19 protein-coding genes are annotated in these 22,162 nt (G+C 51.1%); 2 read left to right on the forward strand and 17 right to left on the reverse strand.

The features are described 5' to 3' along the window. Positions 1-69 precede the first annotated feature (69 nt). From lpdA to mdh, 6 genes are all read right to left on the reverse strand, one after another. Positions 70-1,473, reverse strand: coding sequence for a dihydrolipoyl dehydrogenase (gene lpdA, locus GQE98_RS02215; protein WP_161313911.1), 1,404 nt, complete (start codon positions 1,471-1,473; stop codon positions 70-72). Positions 1,474-1,500: 27 nt separating this feature from the next. Then, on the reverse strand, positions 1,501-2,769 hold the full coding sequence (odhB, locus tag GQE98_RS02220) for a 2-oxoglutarate dehydrogenase complex dihydrolipoyllysine-residue succinyltransferase (RefSeq protein ID WP_161313912.1): 1,269 nt from the start codon (positions 2,767-2,769) through the stop codon (positions 1,501-1,503). A gap of 12 nt (positions 2,770-2,781) precedes the next feature. Continuing rightward, complete coding sequence (locus GQE98_RS02225) at positions 2,782-5,670, reverse strand: 2-oxoglutarate dehydrogenase E1 component (RefSeq protein ID WP_161313913.1); 2,889 nt, start codon at positions 5,668-5,670, stop codon at positions 2,782-2,784. A gap of 76 nt (positions 5,671-5,746) precedes the next feature. Continuing rightward, the gene (sucD, locus tag GQE98_RS02230) at positions 5,747-6,622 is read right to left on the reverse strand and encodes a succinate--CoA ligase subunit alpha (RefSeq protein ID WP_161313914.1); all 876 of its coding nucleotides are present in this window, start codon (positions 6,620-6,622) and stop codon (positions 5,747-5,749) included. Then, complete coding sequence (gene sucC / locus GQE98_RS02235) at positions 6,622-7,791, reverse strand: ADP-forming succinate--CoA ligase subunit beta (protein WP_161313915.1); 1,170 nt, start codon at positions 7,789-7,791, stop codon at positions 6,622-6,624. Before sucC ends, sucD begins: the two co-directional genes overlap by 1 nt. Before the next feature lie 132 nt (positions 7,792-7,923). Then, positions 7,924-8,889, reverse strand: a complete 966-nt coding sequence (mdh, locus tag GQE98_RS02240; protein ID WP_161313916.1) for a malate dehydrogenase — start codon at positions 8,887-8,889, stop codon at positions 7,924-7,926. Positions 8,890-9,243: 354 nt separating this feature from the next. Between mdh and zapE the strand changes: the two genes are divergently transcribed. Continuing rightward, on the forward strand, positions 9,244-10,371 hold the full coding sequence (gene zapE / locus GQE98_RS02245) for a cell division protein ZapE (protein WP_161313917.1): 1,128 nt from the start codon (positions 9,244-9,246) through the stop codon (positions 10,369-10,371). 81 nt (positions 10,372-10,452) lie between these two features. Next, the gene (locus GQE98_RS02250; RefSeq protein ID WP_161313918.1) at positions 10,453-11,613 is read left to right on the forward strand and encodes an iron-containing alcohol dehydrogenase; all 1,161 of its coding nucleotides are present in this window, start codon (positions 10,453-10,455) and stop codon (positions 11,611-11,613) included. 14 nt (positions 11,614-11,627) lie between these two features. Here the strand turns inward: GQE98_RS02250 and GQE98_RS02255 are convergent, their stop codons facing one another. From GQE98_RS02255 to leuB, 11 genes are all read right to left on the reverse strand, one after another. Next, positions 11,628-12,203 carry an FMN-binding negative transcriptional regulator gene (locus tag GQE98_RS02255; RefSeq protein ID WP_161313919.1) on the reverse strand — a complete coding sequence of 192 codons (576 nt, stop codon included), beginning with the start codon at positions 12,201-12,203 and terminating at the stop codon, positions 11,628-11,630. Positions 12,204-12,302: 99 nt separating this feature from the next. Next, entirely contained in the window at positions 12,303-12,857 is a 555-nt protein-coding gene (locus GQE98_RS02260; protein WP_161313920.1) for a hypothetical protein, read from the reverse strand. Between the two features lie 80 nt (positions 12,858-12,937). Beyond that, positions 12,938-13,714: a succinate dehydrogenase iron-sulfur subunit gene (locus GQE98_RS02265; RefSeq protein ID WP_161313921.1), complete on the reverse strand. Its 777-nt coding sequence runs from the start codon at positions 13,712-13,714 to the stop codon at positions 12,938-12,940. A gap of 18 nt (positions 13,715-13,732) precedes the next feature. Then, the gene (gene sdhA, locus GQE98_RS02270; RefSeq protein WP_161313922.1) at positions 13,733-15,526 is read right to left on the reverse strand and encodes a succinate dehydrogenase flavoprotein subunit; all 1,794 of its coding nucleotides are present in this window, start codon (positions 15,524-15,526) and stop codon (positions 13,733-13,735) included. 10 nt (positions 15,527-15,536) lie between these two features. Further along, positions 15,537-15,917 (reverse strand): succinate dehydrogenase, hydrophobic membrane anchor protein, encoded by a 381-nt coding sequence (gene sdhD / locus GQE98_RS02275; RefSeq protein WP_161313923.1) that lies wholly within the window; start codon positions 15,915-15,917, stop codon positions 15,537-15,539. Positions 15,918-15,920: 3 nt separating this feature from the next. Next, entirely contained in the window at positions 15,921-16,310 is a 390-nt protein-coding gene (gene sdhC, locus GQE98_RS02280; RefSeq protein WP_161313924.1) for a succinate dehydrogenase, cytochrome b556 subunit, read from the reverse strand. Between the two features lie 102 nt (positions 16,311-16,412). Beyond that, positions 16,413-17,477, reverse strand: coding sequence for a MaoC family dehydratase (locus GQE98_RS02285; RefSeq protein ID WP_161313925.1), 1,065 nt, complete (start codon positions 17,475-17,477; stop codon positions 16,413-16,415). A 15-nt stretch (positions 17,478-17,492) separates the two neighbouring features. Next, entirely contained in the window at positions 17,493-18,368 is an 876-nt protein-coding gene (locus tag GQE98_RS02290) for an HpcH/HpaI aldolase/citrate lyase family protein (protein ID WP_161313926.1), read from the reverse strand. Positions 18,369-18,509: 141 nt separating this feature from the next. Next, positions 18,510-19,814: a choice-of-anchor Q domain-containing protein gene (locus GQE98_RS02295; RefSeq protein WP_161313927.1), complete on the reverse strand. Its 1,305-nt coding sequence runs from the start codon at positions 19,812-19,814 to the stop codon at positions 18,510-18,512. Positions 19,815-19,954: 140 nt separating this feature from the next. Beyond that, entirely contained in the window at positions 19,955-20,977 is a 1,023-nt protein-coding gene (locus GQE98_RS02300) for an aspartate-semialdehyde dehydrogenase (RefSeq protein ID WP_161313928.1), read from the reverse strand. Positions 20,978-21,046: 69 nt separating this feature from the next. Beyond that, on the reverse strand, positions 21,047-22,159 hold the full coding sequence (gene leuB / locus GQE98_RS02305) for a 3-isopropylmalate dehydrogenase (protein ID WP_161313929.1): 1,113 nt from the start codon (positions 22,157-22,159) through the stop codon (positions 21,047-21,049). Positions 22,160-22,162: the final 3 nt, after the last annotated feature.

A 22,162-nucleotide genomic window follows, 5' to 3' on the forward strand; every position in this document is an offset into this window, starting at 1 on the left:
ATGTCGTTTATAAAAAAAGAGGGGCTGGAAATTCCAACCCCTCATTGTGGTAGCTTATTTAGAAATACGTCAACTATTTATTGTGCGTCCGGCCACAGCGAGCGCAGCTTCCTTCACCGCTTCATTGAGTGTTGGGTGTGCGTGGCAGGTCCGGGCGATATCTTCTGATGACGCTCCGAATTCCATCGCCAGAACGCATTCGTGAATAATTGTACCCGCATCCGGGCCGATGATATGAACCCCGAGGATCTTATCTGTTTTCTTATCGGCAAGAATTTTAACGAAGCCGTCCGTAAATCCGTTGGCCCGCGCGCGGCTGTTTGCCATGAACGGCACCTTACCGACGTTGTACTCGACCCCATCTTCTTTTAGTTGCTCTTCCGTCTTGCCGACGGTGGCGACTTCAGGCCAGGTGTAGATCACGCCGGGGATGAGATTATAATCAATATGCGGTTTCTGTCCGGCAAGTTTTTCAACGCAGACGACGCCTTCATCCTCCGCCTTGTGAGCCAGCATCGGTCCGTCGATCACATCACCGACGGCATAAATACCGTCCACACTGGACTTGAAGTTGCTGTCGACAACGATGCGTCCGGCACGATCCATCTCAACGCCTAAATCATCGAGACCCAGCCCACTCGTATAGGGGCGGCGGCCAATCGCGACCAGCACAACATCTGCCTTAAGCGTTTCTTCATCGCCGCCCTTCGCGGGCTCCATCGTCAAAGTAACGGAGGTTTTCGTCTTTTTCGCACCGGTTACTTTTTTACCGAGCATAAAATTAATGCCCTGCTTTTTCAAAATCCGTTGGGTGTTTTTGGCAACCTCATTATCGGTACCGGGCAGGATGCGATCCAAAAACTCGACCACGGTAACCTCCGCACCGAGTCGACGCCAGACAGTGCCGAGTTCCAACCCGATCACACCCGCACCAATAACCACAAGCTTCTTGGGCACCTTCGGTAATTCCAGCGCGCCAGTAGAGGAAACGATCTGTTTCTCGTCAATCTCGACATTGGGAAGCGGTGTTACCTCGGACCCTGTGGCGATCAGGATATTTTTCGCCTTCAGGGTCTTTGACTCATCGCCCGTTACCTCGATCCGACCACCGCCTTCCAGCGTCGCCGTGCCTTTGATATAGGTGACTTTGTTTTTCTTGAACAGAAATTCGATGCCTTGCGTCAGGCCTTCGACGGTCGTGTCTTTCTGGCCCATCATCTTCTTCAAATCAAGTTTGAGGGAGCCAACCGATATGCCGCGACCTTCAAAGCTATGCTGCGCTTCCTCGAACAGTTCTGAGGATTGCAAAAGTGCTTTCGAGGGAATACAACCAACATTCAGGCAGACACCACCCAATGTTCCGCGTTTTTCAACACAGGCTGTCTTCATGCCAAGCTGCGCTGCCCGAATAGCCGCCGTATAACCGCCGGGGCCACCGCCCACAACGACCAGATCAAATGTTTCGTCGCTCATTTTATTCCTCGTATCTTTTTGGAATGATCAAAGATCCAGCAACAAACGCTGCGGATCTTCAAGGGCGTCTTTCACGCGAACCAAAAATGTCACTGCTTCCTTGCCGTCAATAATTCTGTGATCATAAGTCAGTGCGAGATACATCATTGGGCGGACCTTAATCTCACCCTTGATCACCATTGGCCGTTCCTGGATTTTATGCATACCCAGAACAGCGGCCTGCGGCGGATTCAGAATTGGCGACGACATCAGGGATCCGTAAACACCGCCATTGGTGATGGTGAATGTGCCGCCCTGAAGCTCAGCCATGCTGAGCTTACCGTCACGTGCTTTCTTGCCGAGAGCCCCAATACCTTTTTCCACTTCGGCAAAGCTGAGCTTATCCGCATCGCGCAACACTGGCACCACAAGGCCTGAGTCCGTACCAACCGCAATACCCATATTGTAGTAATTCTTGTAAACGAGGTCTTCGCCATCGATTTCCGCATTCACTGCCGGAATTTCCTGAAGAGCTGCGACACATGCCTTCGTAAAAAAGGACATAAAACCGAGTTTCACGCCGTGCTTTTTCAGGAACAGTTCCTTGTATTCGGTCCTTAAATCCAGCATTGCGGCCATATCCACCTCATTGTAGGTGGTCAGCATTGCTGCCGTGTTCTGGGCTTCTTTAAGTCGTGCTGCGATACTCTTGCGAAGCCGCGTCATTTTCACGCGTTCTTCACGCGCTTCTTCCGCACGCGGTCCTGACGGAGCTGCTGGCGCTGACACCGGAGCAGCAGCGGGAGCTGCAGCCGGGGCCGCTGGAGAGGCACCGCCATTCTCAAGCGCCTCGAGCACGTCACCCTTGGTTATCCGGCCATCTTTACCCGTGCCCTGAATTTTGCTGGCATCAAGGTTGTTCTCATCGATCAGCTTTTGCGCCGCCGGAAGGACGTCAACTTTTGTCGCAGCTGTTGACGACGTCGCAGGGGCGGGTTCAGCCTTGGCAGCCGGAGCAGGAGTTGCTGCCGGTTTCTCTTCGGCCTCTTCCTTTGCTGCTTCCGGCGCGCTTCCCGCTGCACCTTCCGTGATTTGACCCAATAAGGCGCCAACTTCAACGTCTTCGCCTTCGGCAACAACAATTTCTTCCAGGCGACCCGCTTCAGTGGCATTTACCTCAAGCGTGACTTTGTCCGTCTCAAGCTCCAGGAGTGGTTCGTCCTTGGCAACCGATTCTCCAACTTTCTTGAACCACTGACCGACTGTCGCCTCAGTTACTGATTCCCCAAGCACGGGAACACGAATTTCAACCGTCATGATTTGACTTTCCTATTCAGATTTGACGCCTAACGCGTCATCTACCAATGCTTTCTGTTCCAGATTGTGTTTTTTCAGAAGCCCCGTCGCCGTTGACGCAGATTCTTTTCGGCCTGCATATCGCGGCCGTGAAACCTTCTTCATCTTCAAATCTTCGAACACTTTTTCCAGATGCGGTTCAACGAATGTCCAAGCTCCCATATTCTTGGGCTCTTCCTGACACCAGACAACCTCCTCTACATGGCGAAAATTTTCCATTTCCTGTTCCAATGCCTTATACGGGAAGGGATAAAGCTGCTCCAAGCGTAGGAAGTAGGTATCCTTGATGCCGAGTTCTTCACGGCGGGCATATAGATCATAATAGACCTTGCCCGAACAAAGAACGACACGCTTTACATCTTTGTCGGCGCAGAGTTTTTCGTTGTCATACAAGACGCGATGAAAGGTAGAGTCAGGCCCCATATCCTCAAGCGTTGACACTGCCAGCTTGTGACGAAGCAGGGACTTCGGCGTCATTATAACAAGGGGTTTACGGAATTTGCGATGGATCTGCCGCCGTAAGACATGGAAATAGTTGGCAGGCGTCGTGCAGTTCACAACCTGCCAGTTATCTTCCGCAGACTGCTGCAGGTAACGTTCCAGACGGGCAGATGAATGCTCCGGCCCTTGCCCCTCATAACCATGCGGCAGCAGCATAACCAAGCCGCTCATGCGAAGCCATTTGGATTCACCGCTTGAAATGAACTGATCAATGATGACCTGCGCCCCGTTGGCAAAATCACCAAACTGCGCCTCCCACAAAACAAGTGCTCGCGGCTCGGCGAGTGAGTAGCCATACTCATACCCAAGCACCGCTGCTTCGGAAAGAAGGCTGTCAATCACTTCAAAACGGGCTTGATCCTCACTCAAATTATCCAGTGGAATATAGCGTTCTTCCGTTACCTGATCGACGATGACGGAATGCCGCTGCGAAAAGGTACCCCGACCGCAATCCTGACCAGAGAGTCGAACCGGGACTTTTTCCTTAAGTAATGTACCAAATGCAAGCGCTTCAGCCGTTGCCCAATCGATATTCTCGCCGGTATCTATCATCTTCTTTTTGGCTTTGAGAACCCGCTGCAACGTCCGGTGTACATTATGGCCTTCCGGGATATCCGTAAGTTTTGCGCCGATTTCTTTTAGCTCATCTATTTGTACATCGGTATCACCGCGCCGAGCGCCTTCATCTGCCCGTTCAAATCCCTGCCAGCGCCCCTCAAACCAGTCTGCTTTATTCGGCTTAAAACTATTCGCCGTTTCATATTGTTTCTCAAGGTAATCCTTGAATTCGGCGATCCAGCTCTCGACCTCTTTTTCGGTCGTAACATTCTCTGCGATAAGTTTTTTCGCATAGATTTGCATCGTTGTTGGATGTTGCGCAATCGTACGATACATAAGCGGCTGGGTGAATGCCGGCTCATCCCCTTCGTTATGGCCATGACGCCGATAACAGAACATATCGATAACAACATCAATTTGGAAAAGCTGACGGAATTCAGTAGCAATTTTTGCCACATGACAAACCGCCTCAGGGTCATCGCCATTGACATGAAAAATCGGCGCCTGCACCATTTTCCCGACATCAGAGGGATAGGGGCTTGAGCGCGAGTATTTCGGGCTCGTCGTAAACCCGATCTGATTGTTAACAACGAAATGGATAGTTCCCGATGTCCGGTACCCTTTAAGCTCCGAGAGCCCAAAACATTCCGCAACAATTCCCTGACCTGCAAATGCTGCATCACCATGCATCAGAAGCGGCATGACCTGACCGCCGACATCTGGACCGATCTGTGCCTGTTTCGCCCGGGCCTTTCCAAGAACAACCGGATTGACGGCTTCCAGATGGGACGGGTTCGCCGTCAACGACATATGTACATTATTGCCATCAAACTCCCGATCTGAAGAAGTCCCCAAATGGTACTTCACGTCCCCAGATCCTTCAACGTCTTCCGGATTGGCGGGATTACCCTGAAACTCCGAGAAGACCGCCCGGAATGGCTTTGCCATCACATTGGTTAGCACGTTGAGACGCCCACGATGAGGCATGCCGAGGACAATTTCCTGAACGCCAAGCTGGCCGCCACGCTTAATGATCCCCTCCATAGCCGGGATAAGTGATTCCCCGCCATCAAGACCAAAACGTTTAGTCCCTGTGTACTTCACATTCATAAAATGCTCGAAACCTTCGGTTTCAATCAATTTGCGCAAGATCGCGATCTTGCCTTCCTTAGTGAAGGAAATTTCCTTATGACGCCCTTCGATGCGTTCCTGAATCCAGGCCTTCTGGTCAGGTTCCTGAATATGCATGAACTCAACACCAATGGTTGAGCAATAGGTGCGTTTTACGATGGCAAGAATTTCGCGAATGCTGCCCGTCTCAAGACCGAGAACATTATCGAGGAATATGGGACGGTCCCAGTCTTTTTCCGTAAAACCATAGGTCGTGGGATTAAGCTCTGGATGCTCCTTTGGAATCTCAAGGCCGAGCGGATCGAGGTTGGCCTTGAGATGCCCCCGCACACGGTAAGACCGAATCAGCATCAGGGCGCGAATGGTATCAATCGCGGCGGCGCGTACATCCTCTTGTGATGCGCCCGACACAACCGCCTGCTTCGTTGCACGGTTGGCCGCATCGCCGAGTATTTCATACTCATCTTCCGGCTCTATTCCGTTTGAAGGTGTCCAGGGAGCGCCACGCGTTTCGGCAATGACTGAGTCTGCGTCATCCCCCAGCGAGGCAAAGTATTTTTGCCAGCTTGTATCGACTGAAGAAGGGTCATCGAGATAGCGCGCATAGAGCTGCTCAATGAATCCAGCGTTGGATCCAAAGAGGAAAGAAGAGTTTTCCAGTTGCTGAGACATTTCCTGTGATTGGGCGGGTCCGTACCCGCCCCCTTAAGAGCCTGTTTAAAGAATTAATGGTTAACCATATAATAGGTCAACCTTTCAAAACCCTTACCAAAGTTGAGCCCAGTGCAGACGGACTATCAGAAACCGTAATTCCGGCACTCCGCATTGCATCCATCTTATCCTCCGCGCCGCCTTTACCACCGGAAATAATGGCACCGGCGTGGCCCATTCTCCGGCCGGGAGGTGCCGTCACACCGGCGATAAAGCCAACGACCGGTTTCTTGGTTTTGGACGCTTTGAGGAACTCTGCGGCTTCTTCCTCAGCCGATCCACCAATCTCACCGATCATGATGATAGATTCAGTCTCATCATCGCCAAGGAATAAATCCAGGCAGTCAATAAAGTTAGTCCCATTGACGGGATCACCACCGATACCAATACAGGTTGTCTGGCCGAGGCCTGCGGCGGTGGTTTGTGCAACCGCTTCATAGGTCAGAGTACCAGAACGCGAGACAATACCGACATTGCCACGGCGATGAATATGCCCTGGCATAATGCCGATCTTGCATTCATCCGGCGTGATAATACCCGGACAGTTTGGTCCGATCAGACGGGATCCACTGTCTTTCAAGGCTCGCTTGACCCGAACCATATCGAGAACAGGAATACCTTCCGTGATGCAGACGATCAGCTCAATCTCGGCATCTATTGCCTCAAGAATGGCATCAGCAGCGAATGGCGGCGGAACATAAATCACACTCGCGTTGGCACCGGTTGTCTCCCGGGCCTCACCGACGGTATTAAAGATCGGAAGGTCGAGGTGTTTCTCGCCCCCCTTGCCCGGTGTTACGCCGCCAACCATTTTAGTACCATAGGCGATTGCCTGCTCGGAATGGAATGTCCCCTGAGAGCCCGTGAAACCCTGACAGATGACCTTTGTGTCCTTATTGACGAGAACGGCCATTACGCTGCCTCCTTCACTGCTTTAACAATTTTCTCTGCGGCGTCGCCCAAGTCGTCAGCCGACAGAATAGGCAATCCTGATTCCGCGAGAATTTTCTTACCCAGATCCACATTCGTCCCTTCAAGCCGAACGACCAGCGGAACGCTGAGCGCGACTTCCCTTGCGGCAGCAACTACGCCTTCGGCAATCACATCACACCGCATAATGCCACCAAAAATATTGACGAGAATGCCTTCGACATTTTCGTCTTTCAAAATAATCTTGAAGGCTTCCGTTACCTTTTCCTTCGTCGCGCCGCCCCCAACATCCAGGAAGTTGGCTGGCGTACCGCCATTAAGCTGGATGATATCCATGGTCGCCATGGCAAGCCCTGCGCCGTTCACCATGCAGCCGATGTTGCCATCCAACTTGATATAGTTAAGGTCGTATTGCGCAGCTTCAAGTTCAGCCGGATCCTCTTCGTCCGGATCGCGCAACTCGGCGATATCCTTGTGACGGAAAAGCGCATTATCATCAAAGTTCATCTTCGCATCCAGCGCGATGACGTTGCCACTTCCGGTGATCACTAACGGGTTGATCTCCACAAGACTTGCATCCGTGTCGATGATTGCCCGGTACAGCGCCATGATAAATTTAACGGCTGCGCCGACTTGCTTGCCTTCAAGGCCAAGCCCAAAAGCAATTTTGCGGGCGTGAAAAGGCATAATACCCGTTGCCGGATCAATGCTGACCATCAGGATTTTTTCAGGAGTTTCCGCAGCAACTTCCTCAATTTCCATTCCGCCTTCGGTTGAGGCCATGAACGTTACACAATCCTTGGCACGGTCAATGATGGCACCGAGATAAAGTTCGCGCGCAATGTCACAACCTTCCTCAATATACACACGCTTGACTTCTTTGCCTTCCGGTCCCGTCTGATGTGTGACCAACTGCATGCCGATCATTGCCTTGGCAGTGGACAATACTTCTTCAGTGGATTTAACAACTTTTACCCCACCGCCTTTACCGCGTCCGCCTGCATGGATCTGGGCTTTCACAACCCAAACCGGCCCGCCGAGTTCTTGCGCAACGGTTTTAGCTTCTTCAGAAGTATAGGCAACGCCGCCCTTGGGAACGGTCACGCCGTATTTTGCGAGCAGGCTCTTTGCCTGATATTCATGAATATTCATTGTTTTCCGTTATTGCTGCTATTCAAAGACATCGATTTTCATTGACCACATATTATGCAAAGCATGAGGCTTACGGTATAGCACCATAAAAAGGGGCACAACCGGTTATTGATGTGCCCCCTTATTTTGCGCCTATCCCTTCAGGCTTGGATCGATGCCAACACAGGCTTCAACAAGCCCCTTAACGGCATTCACTGAATTATCGAACATGGCCTTTTCTTCAGCGTTCATGTCAATTTCGACGATCCGTTCAATCCCGCCTTCACCGATCACGGAAGGCACCCCGACATACATACCATCAAGACCATACTGACCATCGACATAGGCAGCGCAAGGCAGAACCCGCTTTTTGTCTTTAAGGTAAGCCTCTGCCATTGTGATCGCGCTGGACGCAGGCGCGTAGAATGCGGACCCCGTTTTCAGAAGCGCCACGACTTCCGCCCCGCCATTACGCGTCCGGTCGACGATGGCATCAATTTTCGCCTGAGTACTCCAACCCATTTTGATCAGGTCCGGAACCGGAATACCGGCGACTGTGGAATACCGGATCAGCGGAACCATCGTATCCCCGTGACCGCCAAGAACAAATGCAGTAACATCTTCAACAGAGACATTGAATTCTTCAGCCAGGAAGAGGCGGAAACGGGCACTGTCTAGAACACCTGCCATGCCGACAACCATGTTGTGAGGCAGGCCGCATTTTTCACGCAATACCCAAACCATGGCGTCGAGCGGGTTCGTGATACAGATAACAAAGGCGTTCGGGGCATATTTCTTAATGCCTTCACCAACTGACTGCATGACCTTAATATTAGTGCCAAGCAGATCATCACGGCTCATGCCGGGCTTGCGTGCGATGCCAGCCGTTACAATGCAGACATCTGCGCCTTCAATTGCGCTATAATCATTGGCGCCGGAGAAGTTAGCATTGAACCTATCCACAGGAGCGGAAGATGCGATATCAAGAGCCTTGCCCTGAGGGAGGCCTTCCGCAATATCAAACAGAACCACATCGCCAAGTTCTTTAAGGCCGGCAAGGTGCGCAAGGGTGCCGCCGATATTACCACTGCCGATCAGGGCAATTTTTTTTCGAGCCATTATATTCTCCGAAGTCAGTATGATTGGAGGGCTCTCTGAGAAGACAGAAAGTCCTCTTGTGATTATTATTGTGGGTACTAGCGCGTTTCTCGACCAAGAGCAAGGTCGCCAGAACAAATTATCACCACTTTTTTACAGCAAGTGAGATTACGCATTCCCAAAGGCGGAAAAGTGCTTTTCTTTTGCGATTTTAGAGGCGGTTTATATCTTGTCTAGAACACACTTTTCTGGGAAATGCGATGTAAAATGAATCAAAAATCTGTCTGGCCGTTGCCAGAAACGGATCATATCTGTACAGATCATGACTTGCGTCAATCCTGTCGCTTTCAATAGCTAGTAAATATTTACGTTTTCATGACTGATGTAACCGGCCCCCTCGACGCGTACCGCAAACTGATCGCGAGCAATCAACTGCAGCATGACCCCATACAGCTGCTCGCTGTCGAGAAACTCCAAACCCTGCATCGGCGCCTTGTGAACTACGATCCCGGTACCAGCCCAAAATGGACCCATATATTCCGCTTAGGCCCACGCAAGCCAAGGGTTGAGCCGCCACAGGGCTTGTATATATATGGCGATGTGGGCCGCGGAAAATCCATGCTGATGGATCTTTTTTTCGAAACGGCGCCCGTCACTCATAAAAGACGTGTGCATTTTCACGCCTTTATGCTGGAAGTGCATGCCTTCATGCATCAAGAGCGTCAGAAACAGAGCCGGGGTGACGAAGATCCGGTGATTGCGCTCGCGAACTCCATTACAGAGAATGCCTGGCTTCTCTGTTTTGATGAATTCCAAGTCACCGATGTTGCCGATGCAATGATACTCGGCCGGTTATTCGAAATGTTGTTCGATCGGGGTGTCGTGGTTGTGGCAACCTCCAATCGGGTGCCTGACGATCTTTACAAGGACGGTCTGAACCGTCAGTTATTCCTTCCCTTTATCGACTTACTGAAAGACCAGTTGGATATTCTCCATCTAGCTGGCGGTCGCGACTATCGGCTGGAAAGGTTAGCCGAGCATCCGGTTTATTTTACTCCTCTTGATGACGCCGCTGCCAACGAGATGGATCGGATATTCACAGAAATGACAGAGGGATACAAACCGGCCCCCCAGACGTTGACAACACAGGGCCGGAATCTGGATGTCAAAAGGGCTGCCCATGGCGTGGCCAGATTTACTTTTGAAGAGCTTTGTGCGCGCCCACTTGGCGCATCCGACTATTTGACATTGACCGAGCATTTCCACACCCTGCTTCTGGAAGATGTCCCTCAGCTCAGTGCCGCGCGCCGCAATGAGTCCAAACGCTTCGTCACATTGGTCGATATATTGTATGAGGCCGGCGCCAATCTGGTGATCTCCGCCGACGTGGAAGCGGAAGACCTCTATCCGGAAGGCGACGGAAAATTCGAGTTCGCCCGGACGGTATCACGATTGATGGAGATGCGATCGGAGGACTATCTGAAAGGTCGAAAAGGAAAATAGCTAATCCAGCCATATCCTTTGCAGGTATTTATGATTATAATTTAAGGGAAGCTAATAAATAAAACAATAAGGGCAGGAAAAATGACTAAACTCGCTTTTCCAGATATGGCTAATATAAAGAGCCGCTTGGTAATTGATCAGGATATTTTGAATGCTGTATCAGGAATTATCGCTAATTCCGAACAACCACGTATTCTCATTTCCATTTCTCGCTCGCTGCGGGCCAACGCTCCCATCATTGACGATCTAAACAATAATTTCGCCAACACCATCGTCGATGTGATTAGCGTCCTCACAGAACACACACCTTATAACACGGTGTTTGAACTTGCAGACGCTATTACCAGTAGCCGGGCCACTCACCTTCTCTCGATCGGCGGCGGCAGTGTGATTGATGGCGGAAAAATAGCCCTGCTTGTTGCAAATCTGAAGATGAAAGACCCGGCAGAACTTGAAGAATTGACGTCAACAAGCAAAGCCGATCTCAGCTTTACCTCTTGGCCGATACAGCATATTGCAGTCCCGACAACACTCTCCGGCGCTGAATTTACACCAATCGCCGGGGCCACAAGCAGCATTACCGGACGCAAGACCGGCTTTGCGCATGCGTATCTGTTGCCCGATCATATAATCCTTAGCTCAACCCTCAGCAAGTACACCCCTGAACGGCTTTGGCTATCGACAGGTATCCGCGCAGTTGATCATGCGGTAGAGACGGTTTGCGCGCCGGGCGTTGATCCGGAAATTGCCGATTTCTGCTTGAAAGGCCTGGGGTTACTTTACACCGGTATGCAGGGCACAAAGAAAGATCCGGCGAGCCTGGTCCATCGAGAGAACAGCCAGCTAGGCGTCTATTATTCGACGGCGGGGATATCGCAATACCGCATGGGCGCCAGCCACGGGCTCGGGTATCTGCTCGGCGTGATCGGGCATGTACCCCACGGGATTACCTCCTGCGTATTCCTGCCAGCCGTCCTGGCCTATAACCTGCCGGAAACCAAAGAACCGCAATCGAAAATTGCGGATGTATTGGGCGCCTTCTCCGCCGAGGATGTCCCAAAGACACTGAAAGATTTCATTGGCGGTCTTGGCCTGCCAAATCAGCTCAGCTCCCTCGGGATATCCGATGAGGCACTTGCGGAGATACAATCAAGCGCTCTTATTCATCCGGTTGTTCAAGCAAACCCAAGAGGGATCTCGACGGTTGAGGATGTCGCGGAGATTATGAGCTACTCAGGCTGAATGTCGACTGGCCCTCAGTAGATTTTACCGATGGCCGCCTCTACCCCGGCCTGGTCTTCGGCGGATTTATTCTGGCCGAGCTTGGCTTTCCCCTCAAGCCGGTCGATCGGGATTTCAAAGGCGATAATACCCCGCATTAACCCGTCGAGCCGTTTCTGATCCAATTGGTCGGCGCTCCATGGCTGCGCGGTTCCCTTTTCGTTATCCATTGTCAGTTGGTCAAGCACTGTGCGAACTTTCTCTCTATCTTCAATGATCGAAGGCATGCCATAGGCATGCACCGCGACATAGTTCCAGGTCGGCACGTTCACATTCGTCGCATAGTAACTTGGCGAGATATAGGCATGGGGACCCTGAAATATGACAAGCGCCTGACCTTTTTCGAGCAATTTTCCATGAGGGTTGGCCCGTGCCATATGGGCAATCAAGGTGCCATATTCCCCACGATCTTCATCATATGAAAAGGGAAGATGCGAGGCAACGGGCGCGCCATCTTCGCCAGTGGAGACAAGAAGCGCAAAACTGGCCTCAGGCAAAAGCCGGGTCAGGGTTTCCTTACCCGGAACAGAAAAGTGCGGTGGGACATACATTGATTTAATCCATAAAAAAGGCCGCTTCAAAGAGCGGCCTTACTTTATCGTGAAATTGGCTAGAAAACAGAGCCAATTTTTTCATTTTCAAAGAACCAATTACTGCCAATTAACTTTACCACTAGAATTTGATTCCATACTTATCATCAACCGCTCAATAGCTTTTCCAATGGTGTATTGCTTAATCATTCCCTCAAAAGCGACGACTAAAATTGAAATAGCTGTCGCATTGTTGGAAGGTTTTATTTCCGCAAGAAAGAGAGCAGGGTTCATGTTCAAGACGCCGGATCCGATTCTCCCAATGTAATCCAGATTTCCCACATTATCCGGTTTAGATAACGTTCCAACCTCTTCAAAAGAAATCTCAAATAACAGTGTGGCACTTTGGACGTCCATATCTAGAGAGATTTCCAAAATACGCGCGTCGTTAGGATCATGACCGAACGCAGGTATAAGACTGTCCTGCCAAAACCGTATAGAAATTGGAATGCTATCCAGTCTGGCACGTTCTTCAGTAGATATGCCGTATTCTACTGTCCCTTCTTCGATAGGATCGCCTGCAGCTGTTCTTTCGGTTGCACAAGCAGCTAAATTGACGGCAAAGACCATTATTAAGATAAATAAAAACTTCTCTTTGATTGCTTTTAAGAACATATTGATCTCGTAAAAATGGTAAAAATTGATCTAAAAAAAGGCTGCTTAAAGAAGCAGCCTTTTTTGTTATTCCCAATTCCCTACCGGCGTTCCACCATCATCTTCTTGATCTCGGCAATAGCTTTTGCCGGGTTCAGGCCCTTTGGGCAGGTATTCGCGCAGTTCATGATCGTATGGCAACGATAGAGCCGGAAGGGATCCTCAAGATTATCGAGACGTTCGCCTGTATGCTCATCGCGGCTATCAATGATCCAGCGATAGGCCTGCAGCAGGATGGCCGGGCCAAGGAAGCGGTCAGAGTTCCACCAGTAGCTCGGGCAGGAAGTCGAACAACAGGCACAGAGAATGCACTCATAAAGCCCGTCGAGCTTTTCACGATCCTCTTTCGACTGCAGTCGTTCCTTGGAAGGCGATGGTGTTTCCGCCTGTAGCCAAGGCTTGATCGACGCATACTGTGCATAGAAATTTGTGAGATCCGGCACCAGGTCTTTCACGACCGGTTGATGCGGGAGTGGGTAGATATTGATATCGCCCTCGACCTCATCCATGCCCGTGGTACAGGCCAGGGTATTCGTTCCGTTGATGTTCATCGCGCAGGAGCCGCAAATCCCTTCCCGGCAGGAGCGCCGGAACGTCAGGGTCGGATCAATCTCATTCTTGATCTTGATCAGCCCGTCCAGAATCATCGGCCCGCAAGTATCAAGATCGACGTAATACTTATCAATGGCCGGGTTCTGGTTATCATCTGGAGACCAGCGATAGACATTAAATGCCTTGGTATTTGTCGCTCCGTCCGGCTTCGGATGCGTCTTGCCGGTACCGACCTTTGAATTTTTTGGTAATGTCAGTTCAACCATGTTTCATTCCTAACGCGCTTAATACACACGTGCCTTTGGTTTGATATAATCGATCTCATCCGTCAGCGTATAATCATGCACCGGTCGGTAATCGAGTTTCACGCCGCCTTCATCACTGTGATAGGTGAGCGTGTGCTTCATCCAGTTTTCATCATCACGATCAGGGAAGTCCTCATGGGCATGCGCCCCGCGGCTTTCCTTACGGTTTTCCGCTGCTGTCATTGAAACAACCGCCTGTCGGATCAGGTTGTCCAGCTCTAGCGTTTCTACAAGGTCGGAATTCCACACAAGAGACCGGTCCGTCGTCTTGATATCCGGCATCTGCTCCCACACCTTGTTGATCTTTTCAACACCTTCGGCAAGGGTCTTGCTGGTCCGGAATACGGCACAATCATCTTGCATCACCCGCTGCATATTGTCGCGAATGGTTGCCGTGGAACTATCACCATTTGCATTGCGGAATTTGTCAAGACGCGCCAGCGCTTCATCACAGGCATCCGCAGGAAGCGGCGCATGAGCGGCGCCAGGTGTCACCACATCTTTCGCACGAAGCGCGGCAGCCCGCCCAAACACCACAAGGTCAATCAGGGAGTTGGATCCAAGACGGTTCGCCCCGTGAACGGAAACACAAGCTGCTTCACCCACAGCCATCAGGCCAGGGACAACTGCGTCCGGATTGCCGTCTTTCAGGTCAACAACTTCCGCATGATAATTGGTCGGAATACCTCCCATGTTGTAATGCACGGTCGGCAGCACCGGAATGGGCTCTTTATGAACATCAACACCAGAGAAAATACGAGCGCTTTCGGAGATACCGGGCAGGCGTTCATCGATCATTGCCGGATCAAGGTGATCCAGATGCAGATAGATATGATCTTTACGTGAGCCAACGCCACGCCCTTCGCGAATTTCAAGAGTCATGGACCGGCTTACCACGTCACGGCTGGCAAGATCCTTCGCATGAGGCGCATAGCGTTCCATAAACCGTTCGCCCTCGCCATTCACAAGGAAGCCGCCTTCACCGCGCACACCTTCAGTGATCAAGCAACCCGCACCATAAATGCCGGTTGGATGGAACTGGATAAACTCCATATCCTGAAGGGGCAGCCCGGCGCGCAGTACCATGCCGCCACCATCCCCTGTACAGGTATGTGCAGAGGTGCAAGAGAAGAAGGTGCGTCCGTAACCACCCGTCGCCAGAACGACCATATGCGCCCGGAATAGATGCAAGGTGCCATCTTCAAGGCTGAGACAGAGCACGCCCTTGCAAGCACCATCCTTGTCCATGATCAGATCGAGTGCGAAATACTCGATAAAGAATTCAGTGTCATGCTTGAGACTCTGGCTATACAGGGTATGCAGCATCGCATGACCGGTCCGGTCCGCTGCGGCGCAAGTCCGCTGCGCGGCAGGACCTTCCCCGAACTGGGTTGTCATCCCGCCAAAAGCGCGCTGATAGATCTTGCCCTCTTCAGTCCGGCTGAAAGGCATGCCGAATTGCTCTAGTTCAAGAACTGATGCAGGTGCCTCACGACACATATATTCGATAGCGTCCTGATCGCCGAGCCAGTCGGAACCCTTGACCGTGTCATACATATGCCACTGCCAGTTATCTTCACCCATATTACCCAGCGAGGCAGAGATTCCCCCCTGCGCCGCAACAGTATGGCTTCGAGTGGGGAATACTTTGGTAACAGCGGCTGTTTTCAGACCGGCGGCCGCCATGCCCATGGTCGCGCGCAAGCCCGCACCACCGGCACCGACAACGACCACGTCATATTTATGTTCTGTAATTGGATAGGCTTCTGACATGATCTTCTCTTTATCCCCCGAGGGCCAGCTTCAATATTGCGAGCGCAGAGGCCAAGCCGACGACCGCGCATAAAAAACTGTTGAGCAACAGCAGAAAGACTTTCGTGCTTTCCGTATGAATATAATCTTCAATAACAACCTGAAGGCCGAGTTTTAGATGATAAAACATCGCACCAATCAGCAGTAACATCACAAGCGAAATAAAGGGCTGACCAAGCACGTAACGCACATGGGTATATTCAGCGCCAACCAAGCTGACAAAAAAACCAAGTGCGATCAAAAAGAGCGGTATCAAAGCGATAGCCGTCACCTTCTGGTACCACCAGTGAGTCGTGCCTTCTTTCGCGGAACCCAGGCCGCGGACACTTTTAAGAGGGGCTCTCATTCCCATAGTTCAGGCTCCCATAGCGTAGGCGATAATCCAGGTAAGCAGGGTCAGCACGACAGAGGCAATAATCGCCGCCATACCGGACTTCCGCATGGTCGGCAGTTCAAATCCCTTGCCCATATCCCAGAAAAGATGACGAATACCATTGCAGAGATGGTAAAACAGCGACCAGGTAAACCCGAACAGGATAATCTGTCCAAACCAGGAAGTCATAAACGCACTGACTGTCTCATACGCCTCTGGTCCGCTTGCGACAGCGATTAGCCACCACGCCAACAACAGCGTTCCCACCCCAAGGGCTATACCGGTCGCGCGATGCGTAATTGAGGTAACCATCGTGATCTGCGGCTTGTAAATTTGCAGATGCGGCGACAGCGGTCTTTCAATTTTCGCCATTTGGAAGTCTTTCTCGCTGATAAAATTCCGTTAATTCTTGTTCTTTTTTCGCTGAGGATTTTAAACCTCAACTATCTCAAGTCAATAGAGCTGTGCGCCTATTTACACCGCGATCGTCCTTTTTGGCAAGACCGCCCAATAATCAATATCGAGCACGACTGCGGGATCGCGCTTTTCGCCATCCTGTTTATCAGGAAATCCCTCACAAGGAGTGTCTTTTGTGGCTATTGTTCGAATACGCAGGGCGCCGCCAGTTGGATTATCGGCAAGATCAGATTTTTCGAGTATTTCGCTCCAGGCATAGATTGTATGACCTGCAAAAGTCGGTGCCGTATGGGAGCCTCCATTGATAGCCGCGATCAGCTGCGCATTGCCAAGACCATTAAAGGAAAGCGCACGTGCAAGACTGATGATATGGCCCCCGTATATCAAGCGCCGACCAAAGCGGTCATTCTGCATCTGGTGCTGGTTAAAATGAACCTTGGCTGTGTTCTGATACAGCCGCGTCGCCATCATATGCTCGGCTTCCTCTATCGTCATACCGTCCACATGATCGATCTTCTCACCCACCTCATAATCCTCATAAAAATGAGGAGATCCGGCGAGCGTGGAATCATAGCCTGAGAAATCAATTCCATGCGGCAGGGAAATCTGCGATGGATCAACGCGATCGGGCAGCTCCGGCACGACAGCTTCCGGTGCTGGCGCTGCTTCATCTTTCTTGCGGACCATCACCCAGCGCACATAATCAAGAACGATTGCGCCCATCTGGTTGGTGCCGGTCGATCGAACATACACCACGCCGGTTTTACCGTTGGAGTTTTCCTTAAGCCCGATCACCGTTGAACTGGTCTTTACGGTATCGCCCGGGAAGACAGGAGCCTTGAACTGAACATCCGCATAGCCAAGGTTAGCGACCGCATTCAGTGAAACGTCCGGCACGGTTTTGCCGAATACAATATGAAAGACCAGAAGGTCATCAACCGGTGCCGCCTCAAGGCCACATTCCATGGCAAAACTATCCGCCGATTGCAGCGCAAATCGTCCGCCATAAAGCGCGGTGTAGAGCGAGACATCGCCCTCGGTTATGGTCCGCGGTGTTGCATGATCGAGCACTTGTCCGATTTTGAAATCTTCGAAATAATTTCCGGGATTTGTTTTGCTCATTGTTTTTCTTTTTCCTTACTCGGCGGCGGCTGCGATGGCGTCGGCCATGGCGACTTTCGCTTTTGCAATCTCAACATGAAGGTTTTCGACAAGCTTGCCGTCAACAAGGACAACGCCCTTGCCTTCCTTCTCAGCAGCTTCGAAAGCCTCAATGACTTTTCGAGAATGGGCCACTTCAGCCTCTGAAGGCGCAAATACTTCGTTTGTAGACGCAAGCTGCTTCGGGTGGATCAGGGTCTTGCCATCGAACCCGAATTCCAGCCCCTGCACACAGGAAGCATGAAAGCCGTCTTCATCTGCAAGATCGAGATAAACACCGTCAAGAACCGTGAGCCCATAGGCGCGACCCGCCAGCAAACACAAGCCAAGCGACGTGACCACCGGAAGGCGCATCGGTGTATGTAGCGCCTGTAATTCCTTTACAAGGTCTGAAGTGCCCATGACCAAACAGTCTACTCGCGGGCTCGATGAGGCAATTTCCTCAGCCTTCAGCATGCCGAGTGGCGTTTCCATCATGCACCAGATCGTCGTTGTCTCCGGCGCGCCGGCGTCCGTCATGATTTTTTCCAGCTCATGAACCTGCGCAGCGCTTTCAACTTTAGGCAGCAGGATCGCATCGGGACCTGCTTTCGCCGCCGCGATAATGTCTTCTTTTCCCCAAGGCGTATCAAGACCGTTGACCCGAATAATGATTTCACGATTGCCATAATCGCCCAAAGCCGCATTGGCGCAGACGATTTCGCGGGCCTCTGCCTTTGCATCCGGAGCAACCGCGTCTTCAAGATCCAGAATAAGGGCGTCTGCCGTGAGTGTTTTCGCTTTTTCCTGGGCTCGGGCATTGGAACCCGGCATATAAAGAACCGAACGACGGGGGCGAATTGTTTTTGTCATTGTTATTCCCTCGGGCGCATCGCCCTATTCATAAATATCAGCAACTTGAGAAATGCGAGCCGCATCATAAAGGGTTTTTATTGCGACGCAACAATTAGGGACAAAAATCCAGTTGTTCCAAACAGCCGCAATCTAAAAATCTCAGTTTTGCCGCTCAACCGCGCCAACATCCGGGCCTTTCCCCGCGGGCCTGGGATGACCAAAAAAATCTACTGTCATCGCGGGGTCCGGCACCCCATTGTCAATGGCTTCGCTATCCTTCGGCAGTTGATAATCTCCATCATCAATGTCGACGAAAACATCATCCAGATCATCGATTTCAAGATTGCCGAAGCGCTCAACACCATCCCCTTCGATTTTTATCTCATTTGCAATATTATTGGCAATCAGGCTCGCCTCCGCCGGATCATCACCAGCGACTGAAATAATTGTAATCGTGGCAGGGCCGGGCGGGAAGTAGTCGATGTCCATCACCGTATTGTTTTTGATACGCACGTTTTTCGCACCGAATACGGAAATTCCATGCCAGTTATCGACCACAATTATGTTGTTCTCGATGGTCCAATCCTCATAGACACCGTTAAACATGCCTATTCCCTCAAGCTTGCAGGCATAGGGCTGATAAAAATCTTCGTAATTAACGATGAGATTTCGACGCAAAGTCACGTCTTTTATTACACCTGTTCCGGGCCGCCCGTCCGCACCGACAGACCAGGATTGAAAACCGTCGGAATGGTTTGGATTTACCTGGTAGCAGTTTTTCACTACATTTCCTTCAAACAAACTATGGTCTCCCAAACCCCGAAGGCCATCCCCGGAGAAGTTCTTGACCTCATTGCCAACGACGGAGCTATGCGCGCCCAAGGTTGAAATGCCAAAATTAACATTCCGGATTTTGTTTTCGTGAATGTCCGTATAGTCCGCCTCGGAAAAAATACCGTCCAGCGCTTTTTCATTCCAGTCATCCGCTGACCAATCGGTGATATCCTCTACTGTATAAATGGTAAAGCCGACAATTTTGATATTGCGGGAGTTCTTATCAATACGGACATGGTATTTCTCTTCCGACTTTCGCATCCCCTTAGACGTCACGGTCAGGCCCATTAAGGCCCAATTGGCACTTCCCCTGATTTCCAGATTTTCGAAGATGGCTTGCTGACCTTCGGCGGCAACGATCCACGTCGTATCGGACAGCGCCTTATTCTGAATGACGAGTCGACCGTAGGACCCGCCCGCGAGAATTACGCGATCACCGGATTGGATTACATTTTCATCAAGTAGCGTCTGCAAACTGCGCCAGGGGGCGCCTTTGCTTCCATTCGCCACATCAGCAGACGCCTCTGGATCCACAAAGTGATCCCGCGCCAAAGCTGTCGGGATTACCATCAAGGCCACCGCCAAAAAAATGAGGAATGATCTAGTGAGATTCAGAATATGTACCGTCATAACGATCTCCGGAATTTGGAAACAGCCGTGCGACTGTTTTGACATTCTGAAAGACTATGACAAGGTGAAGAAATGAACAAGCCGGCCCGACGTTAATTAATTTACGTCGGGCCGGCTTAGTTTTTAGGTCGTGGCGACGACTACGCCGCTTTTTTCAGATACTCACGTCCAACCAATTCAGCGATTTGAACGGTGTTAAGCGCGGCACCCTTACGAAGGTTATCCGAAACGCACCACAGGTTGATGCCATTTTCGATCGTTGAATCATCCCGAATGCGGGAGATAAAAGTCGCGTAATCGCCGACGCATTCGACCGGCGTCACATAACCGTTTTCTTCCGGGTTATCGACGACCATAATGCCCGGAGACTCGCGCAAGATTTCTCGTGCACGATCCGCTGTCAATTCATTCTCAAACTCGATATTGATGCTTTCAGCATGGCCGACGAACGTCGGAACACGTACACAAGTGGCCGTCAGCTTAATCGCCGGATCGACAATTTTCTTAGTCTCAACCATCATCTTCCATTCTTCCTTGGTGTAACGGTCATCCATAAAGACATCAATATGCGGGATCACGTTAAAGGCGATCTGCTTGGTGAATTTTGATGGGGTCGGTGTATCATTCACATAGATACCCTTGGTCTGGGTAAACAATTCGTCCATTGCCTCATTGCCTGCGCCGGATGTTGATTGATAGGTTGAAACCACGACACGCTTGATGACAGCCGCGTCATGAAGTGGCTTCAACGCCACGACAAGCTGCGCCGTCGAGCAGTTCGGGTTGGCAATAATGTTTTTGCGCGTATATCCAGCGGCATCCTGCGGATTAACCTCCGGCACGATTAATGGGACGTCCGGATCCATACGGAAATGAGACGAGTTATCGATCACAATTGCCCCTTGAGCGGCCGCAATCGGGGCGAATTTTGCCGACACCGTACCGCCTGCGGAAAAGAGAGCGAAATCTGTTCCCGTGAAATTAAAATCTTCCAGCGCCTTCACCTTCAACGTTTTATCGCCAAAGGACACTTCGCGCCCAACAGAACGTTTCGAGGCGAGCGCGATAACTTCCGTCGCAGGAAATTGTCTTTCATGCAAAATATTCAGCATTTCGCGGCCCACATTCCCAGTGGCACCGACTACCGCAACTCTGTATCCCATGATTTTAATCTCTTCTCTTTCCCGATGCATTAGCACCGATGGTTAAATCAATCGCGCATTTAGCGTGAATTAACCGTTCGCTTTATCCAGCTCACGGATAATGGCATCGCCCATTTCCGTGGTCGATACCTGCGTCATGCCCGTTGCCATGATATCGCCAGTGCGTATACCACTTTCAAGGACTTTTTGCACTGCACCCTCAACAAGATCCGCTTCTTCGCCCATATCAAAGCTATAACGCAACGCCATGGCATAGGAGAGGATGGTTGCAATAGGATTCGCAATATTCTGACCCGCAATGTCCGGGGCGGAGCCATGAACGGGCTCATAGAGTGCCTTGCGCCGGCCCGTCTCATCGACGTCGCCGAGAGATGCCGACGGCAACATACCAAGTGAACCTGTCAACATCGCCGCGCAGTCAGAAAGAATGTCGCCAAAAAGATTATCAGTGACAATAACATCAAACTGCTTGGGCTTGCGGACGAGTTCCATTGCCGCTGCATCCGCATACATATGGCTAAGCTCGACTTCCGGGAATTCCGATTCACCGATTTTCGTAACCTCTTCACGCCAGAGGACGCCCGATTCCATGACGTTTGCCTTTTCGCTGGAGCAAACGCGATTATTGCGCTTCTTAGCAAGCTCAAAGGCGACGCGGGCAACCCGGTGAATTTCCGGAGTCGTATAAACCTGGGTATTCACACCCCGGCGAATTCCGTTTCCGAGATCCTCGATTCCGCGAGGTTCCCCAAAATAAACGCCACCAGTCAACTCTCGAACGATCATGATATCAAGACCGCTCACAAGTTCTGGTTTCAGGCTGGACGCATCAACCAGCGCATCGAAACACACTGCTGGGCGAAGGTTGGCAAAAAGCTCCAGATCCTTGCGAAGACGCAAAAGCCCCCGCTCCGGCTTGATCGAGAAATCAAGATTATCCCATTTTGGTCCGCCAACCGCACCGAGCAGGACCGCGTCCACATTCTGCGCTTTATCGACAACCTCGTCTGTTATCGGAATACCATGCTTGTCAATAGATGACCCACCGACGAGATCCTCATCGATATCAAAGGAAACAGCGCGGTTATCTTCCATCCAGCCAACAATACGGCGTACTTCGCCCATAGCTTCGGGGCCGATGCCGTCACCAGGCAGGATCAACAGGGATTTATTCGATGCCATAAC

The organism is Sneathiella litorea (assembly GCF_009882915.1).
Taxonomy (GTDB): Bacteria; Pseudomonadota; Alphaproteobacteria; order Sneathiellales; family Sneathiellaceae; genus Sneathiella; species Sneathiella litorea.

Coding starts and splice junctions, on each gene's coding strand:
- GQE98_RS02295 (WP_161313927.1), bottom strand. CDS start 19,814: ATGACGGTACATATTCTGAATCTCACTAGATCATTCCTCATTTTTTTG.
- sucC (WP_161313915.1), bottom strand. CDS start 7,791: ATGAATATTCATGAATATCAGGCAAAGAGCCTGCTCGCAAAATACGGC.
- GQE98_RS02300 (WP_161313928.1), bottom strand. CDS start 20,977: ATGGGATACAGAGTTGCGGTAGTCGGTGCCACTGGGAATGTGGGCCGC.
- mdh (WP_161313916.1), bottom strand. CDS start 8,889: ATGGCTCGAAAAAAAATTGCCCTGATCGGCAGTGGTAATATCGGCGGC.
- leuB (WP_161313929.1), bottom strand. CDS start 22,159: ATGGCATCGAATAAATCCCTGTTGATCCTGCCTGGTGACGGCATCGGC.
- GQE98_RS02290 (WP_161313926.1), bottom strand. CDS start 18,368: ATGACAAAAACAATTCGCCCCCGTCGTTCGGTTCTTTATATGCCGGGT.
- sdhC (WP_161313924.1), bottom strand. CDS start 16,310: ATGGCGAAAATTGAAAGACCGCTGTCGCCGCATCTGCAAATTTACAAG.
- zapE (WP_161313917.1), top strand. CDS start 9,244: ATGACTGATGTAACCGGCCCCCTCGACGCGTACCGCAAACTGATCGCG.
- GQE98_RS02255 (WP_161313919.1), bottom strand. CDS start 12,203: ATGTATGTCCCACCGCACTTTTCTGTTCCGGGTAAGGAAACCCTGACC.
- GQE98_RS02225 (WP_161313913.1), bottom strand. CDS start 5,670: ATGTCTCAGCAACTGGAAAACTCTTCTTTCCTCTTTGGATCCAACGCT.
- sdhA (WP_161313922.1), bottom strand. CDS start 15,526: ATGTCAGAAGCCTATCCAATTACAGAACATAAATATGACGTGGTCGTT.
- GQE98_RS02285 (WP_161313925.1), bottom strand. CDS start 17,477: ATGAGCAAAACAAATCCCGGAAATTATTTCGAAGATTTCAAAATCGGA.
- lpdA (WP_161313911.1), bottom strand. CDS start 1,473: ATGAGCGACGAAACATTTGATCTGGTCGTTGTGGGCGGTGGCCCCGGC.
- sdhD (WP_161313923.1), bottom strand. CDS start 15,917: ATGGGAATGAGAGCCCCTCTTAAAAGTGTCCGCGGCCTGGGTTCCGCG.
- GQE98_RS02265 (WP_161313921.1), bottom strand. CDS start 13,714: ATGGTTGAACTGACATTACCAAAAAATTCAAAGGTCGGTACCGGCAAG.
- GQE98_RS02250 (WP_161313918.1), top strand. CDS start 10,453: ATGACTAAACTCGCTTTTCCAGATATGGCTAATATAAAGAGCCGCTTG.
- odhB (WP_161313912.1), bottom strand. CDS start 2,769: ATGACGGTTGAAATTCGTGTTCCCGTGCTTGGGGAATCAGTAACTGAG.
- sucD (WP_161313914.1), bottom strand. CDS start 6,622: ATGGCCGTTCTCGTCAATAAGGACACAAAGGTCATCTGTCAGGGTTTC.
- GQE98_RS02260 (WP_161313920.1), bottom strand. CDS start 12,857: ATGTTCTTAAAAGCAATCAAAGAGAAGTTTTTATTTATCTTAATAATG.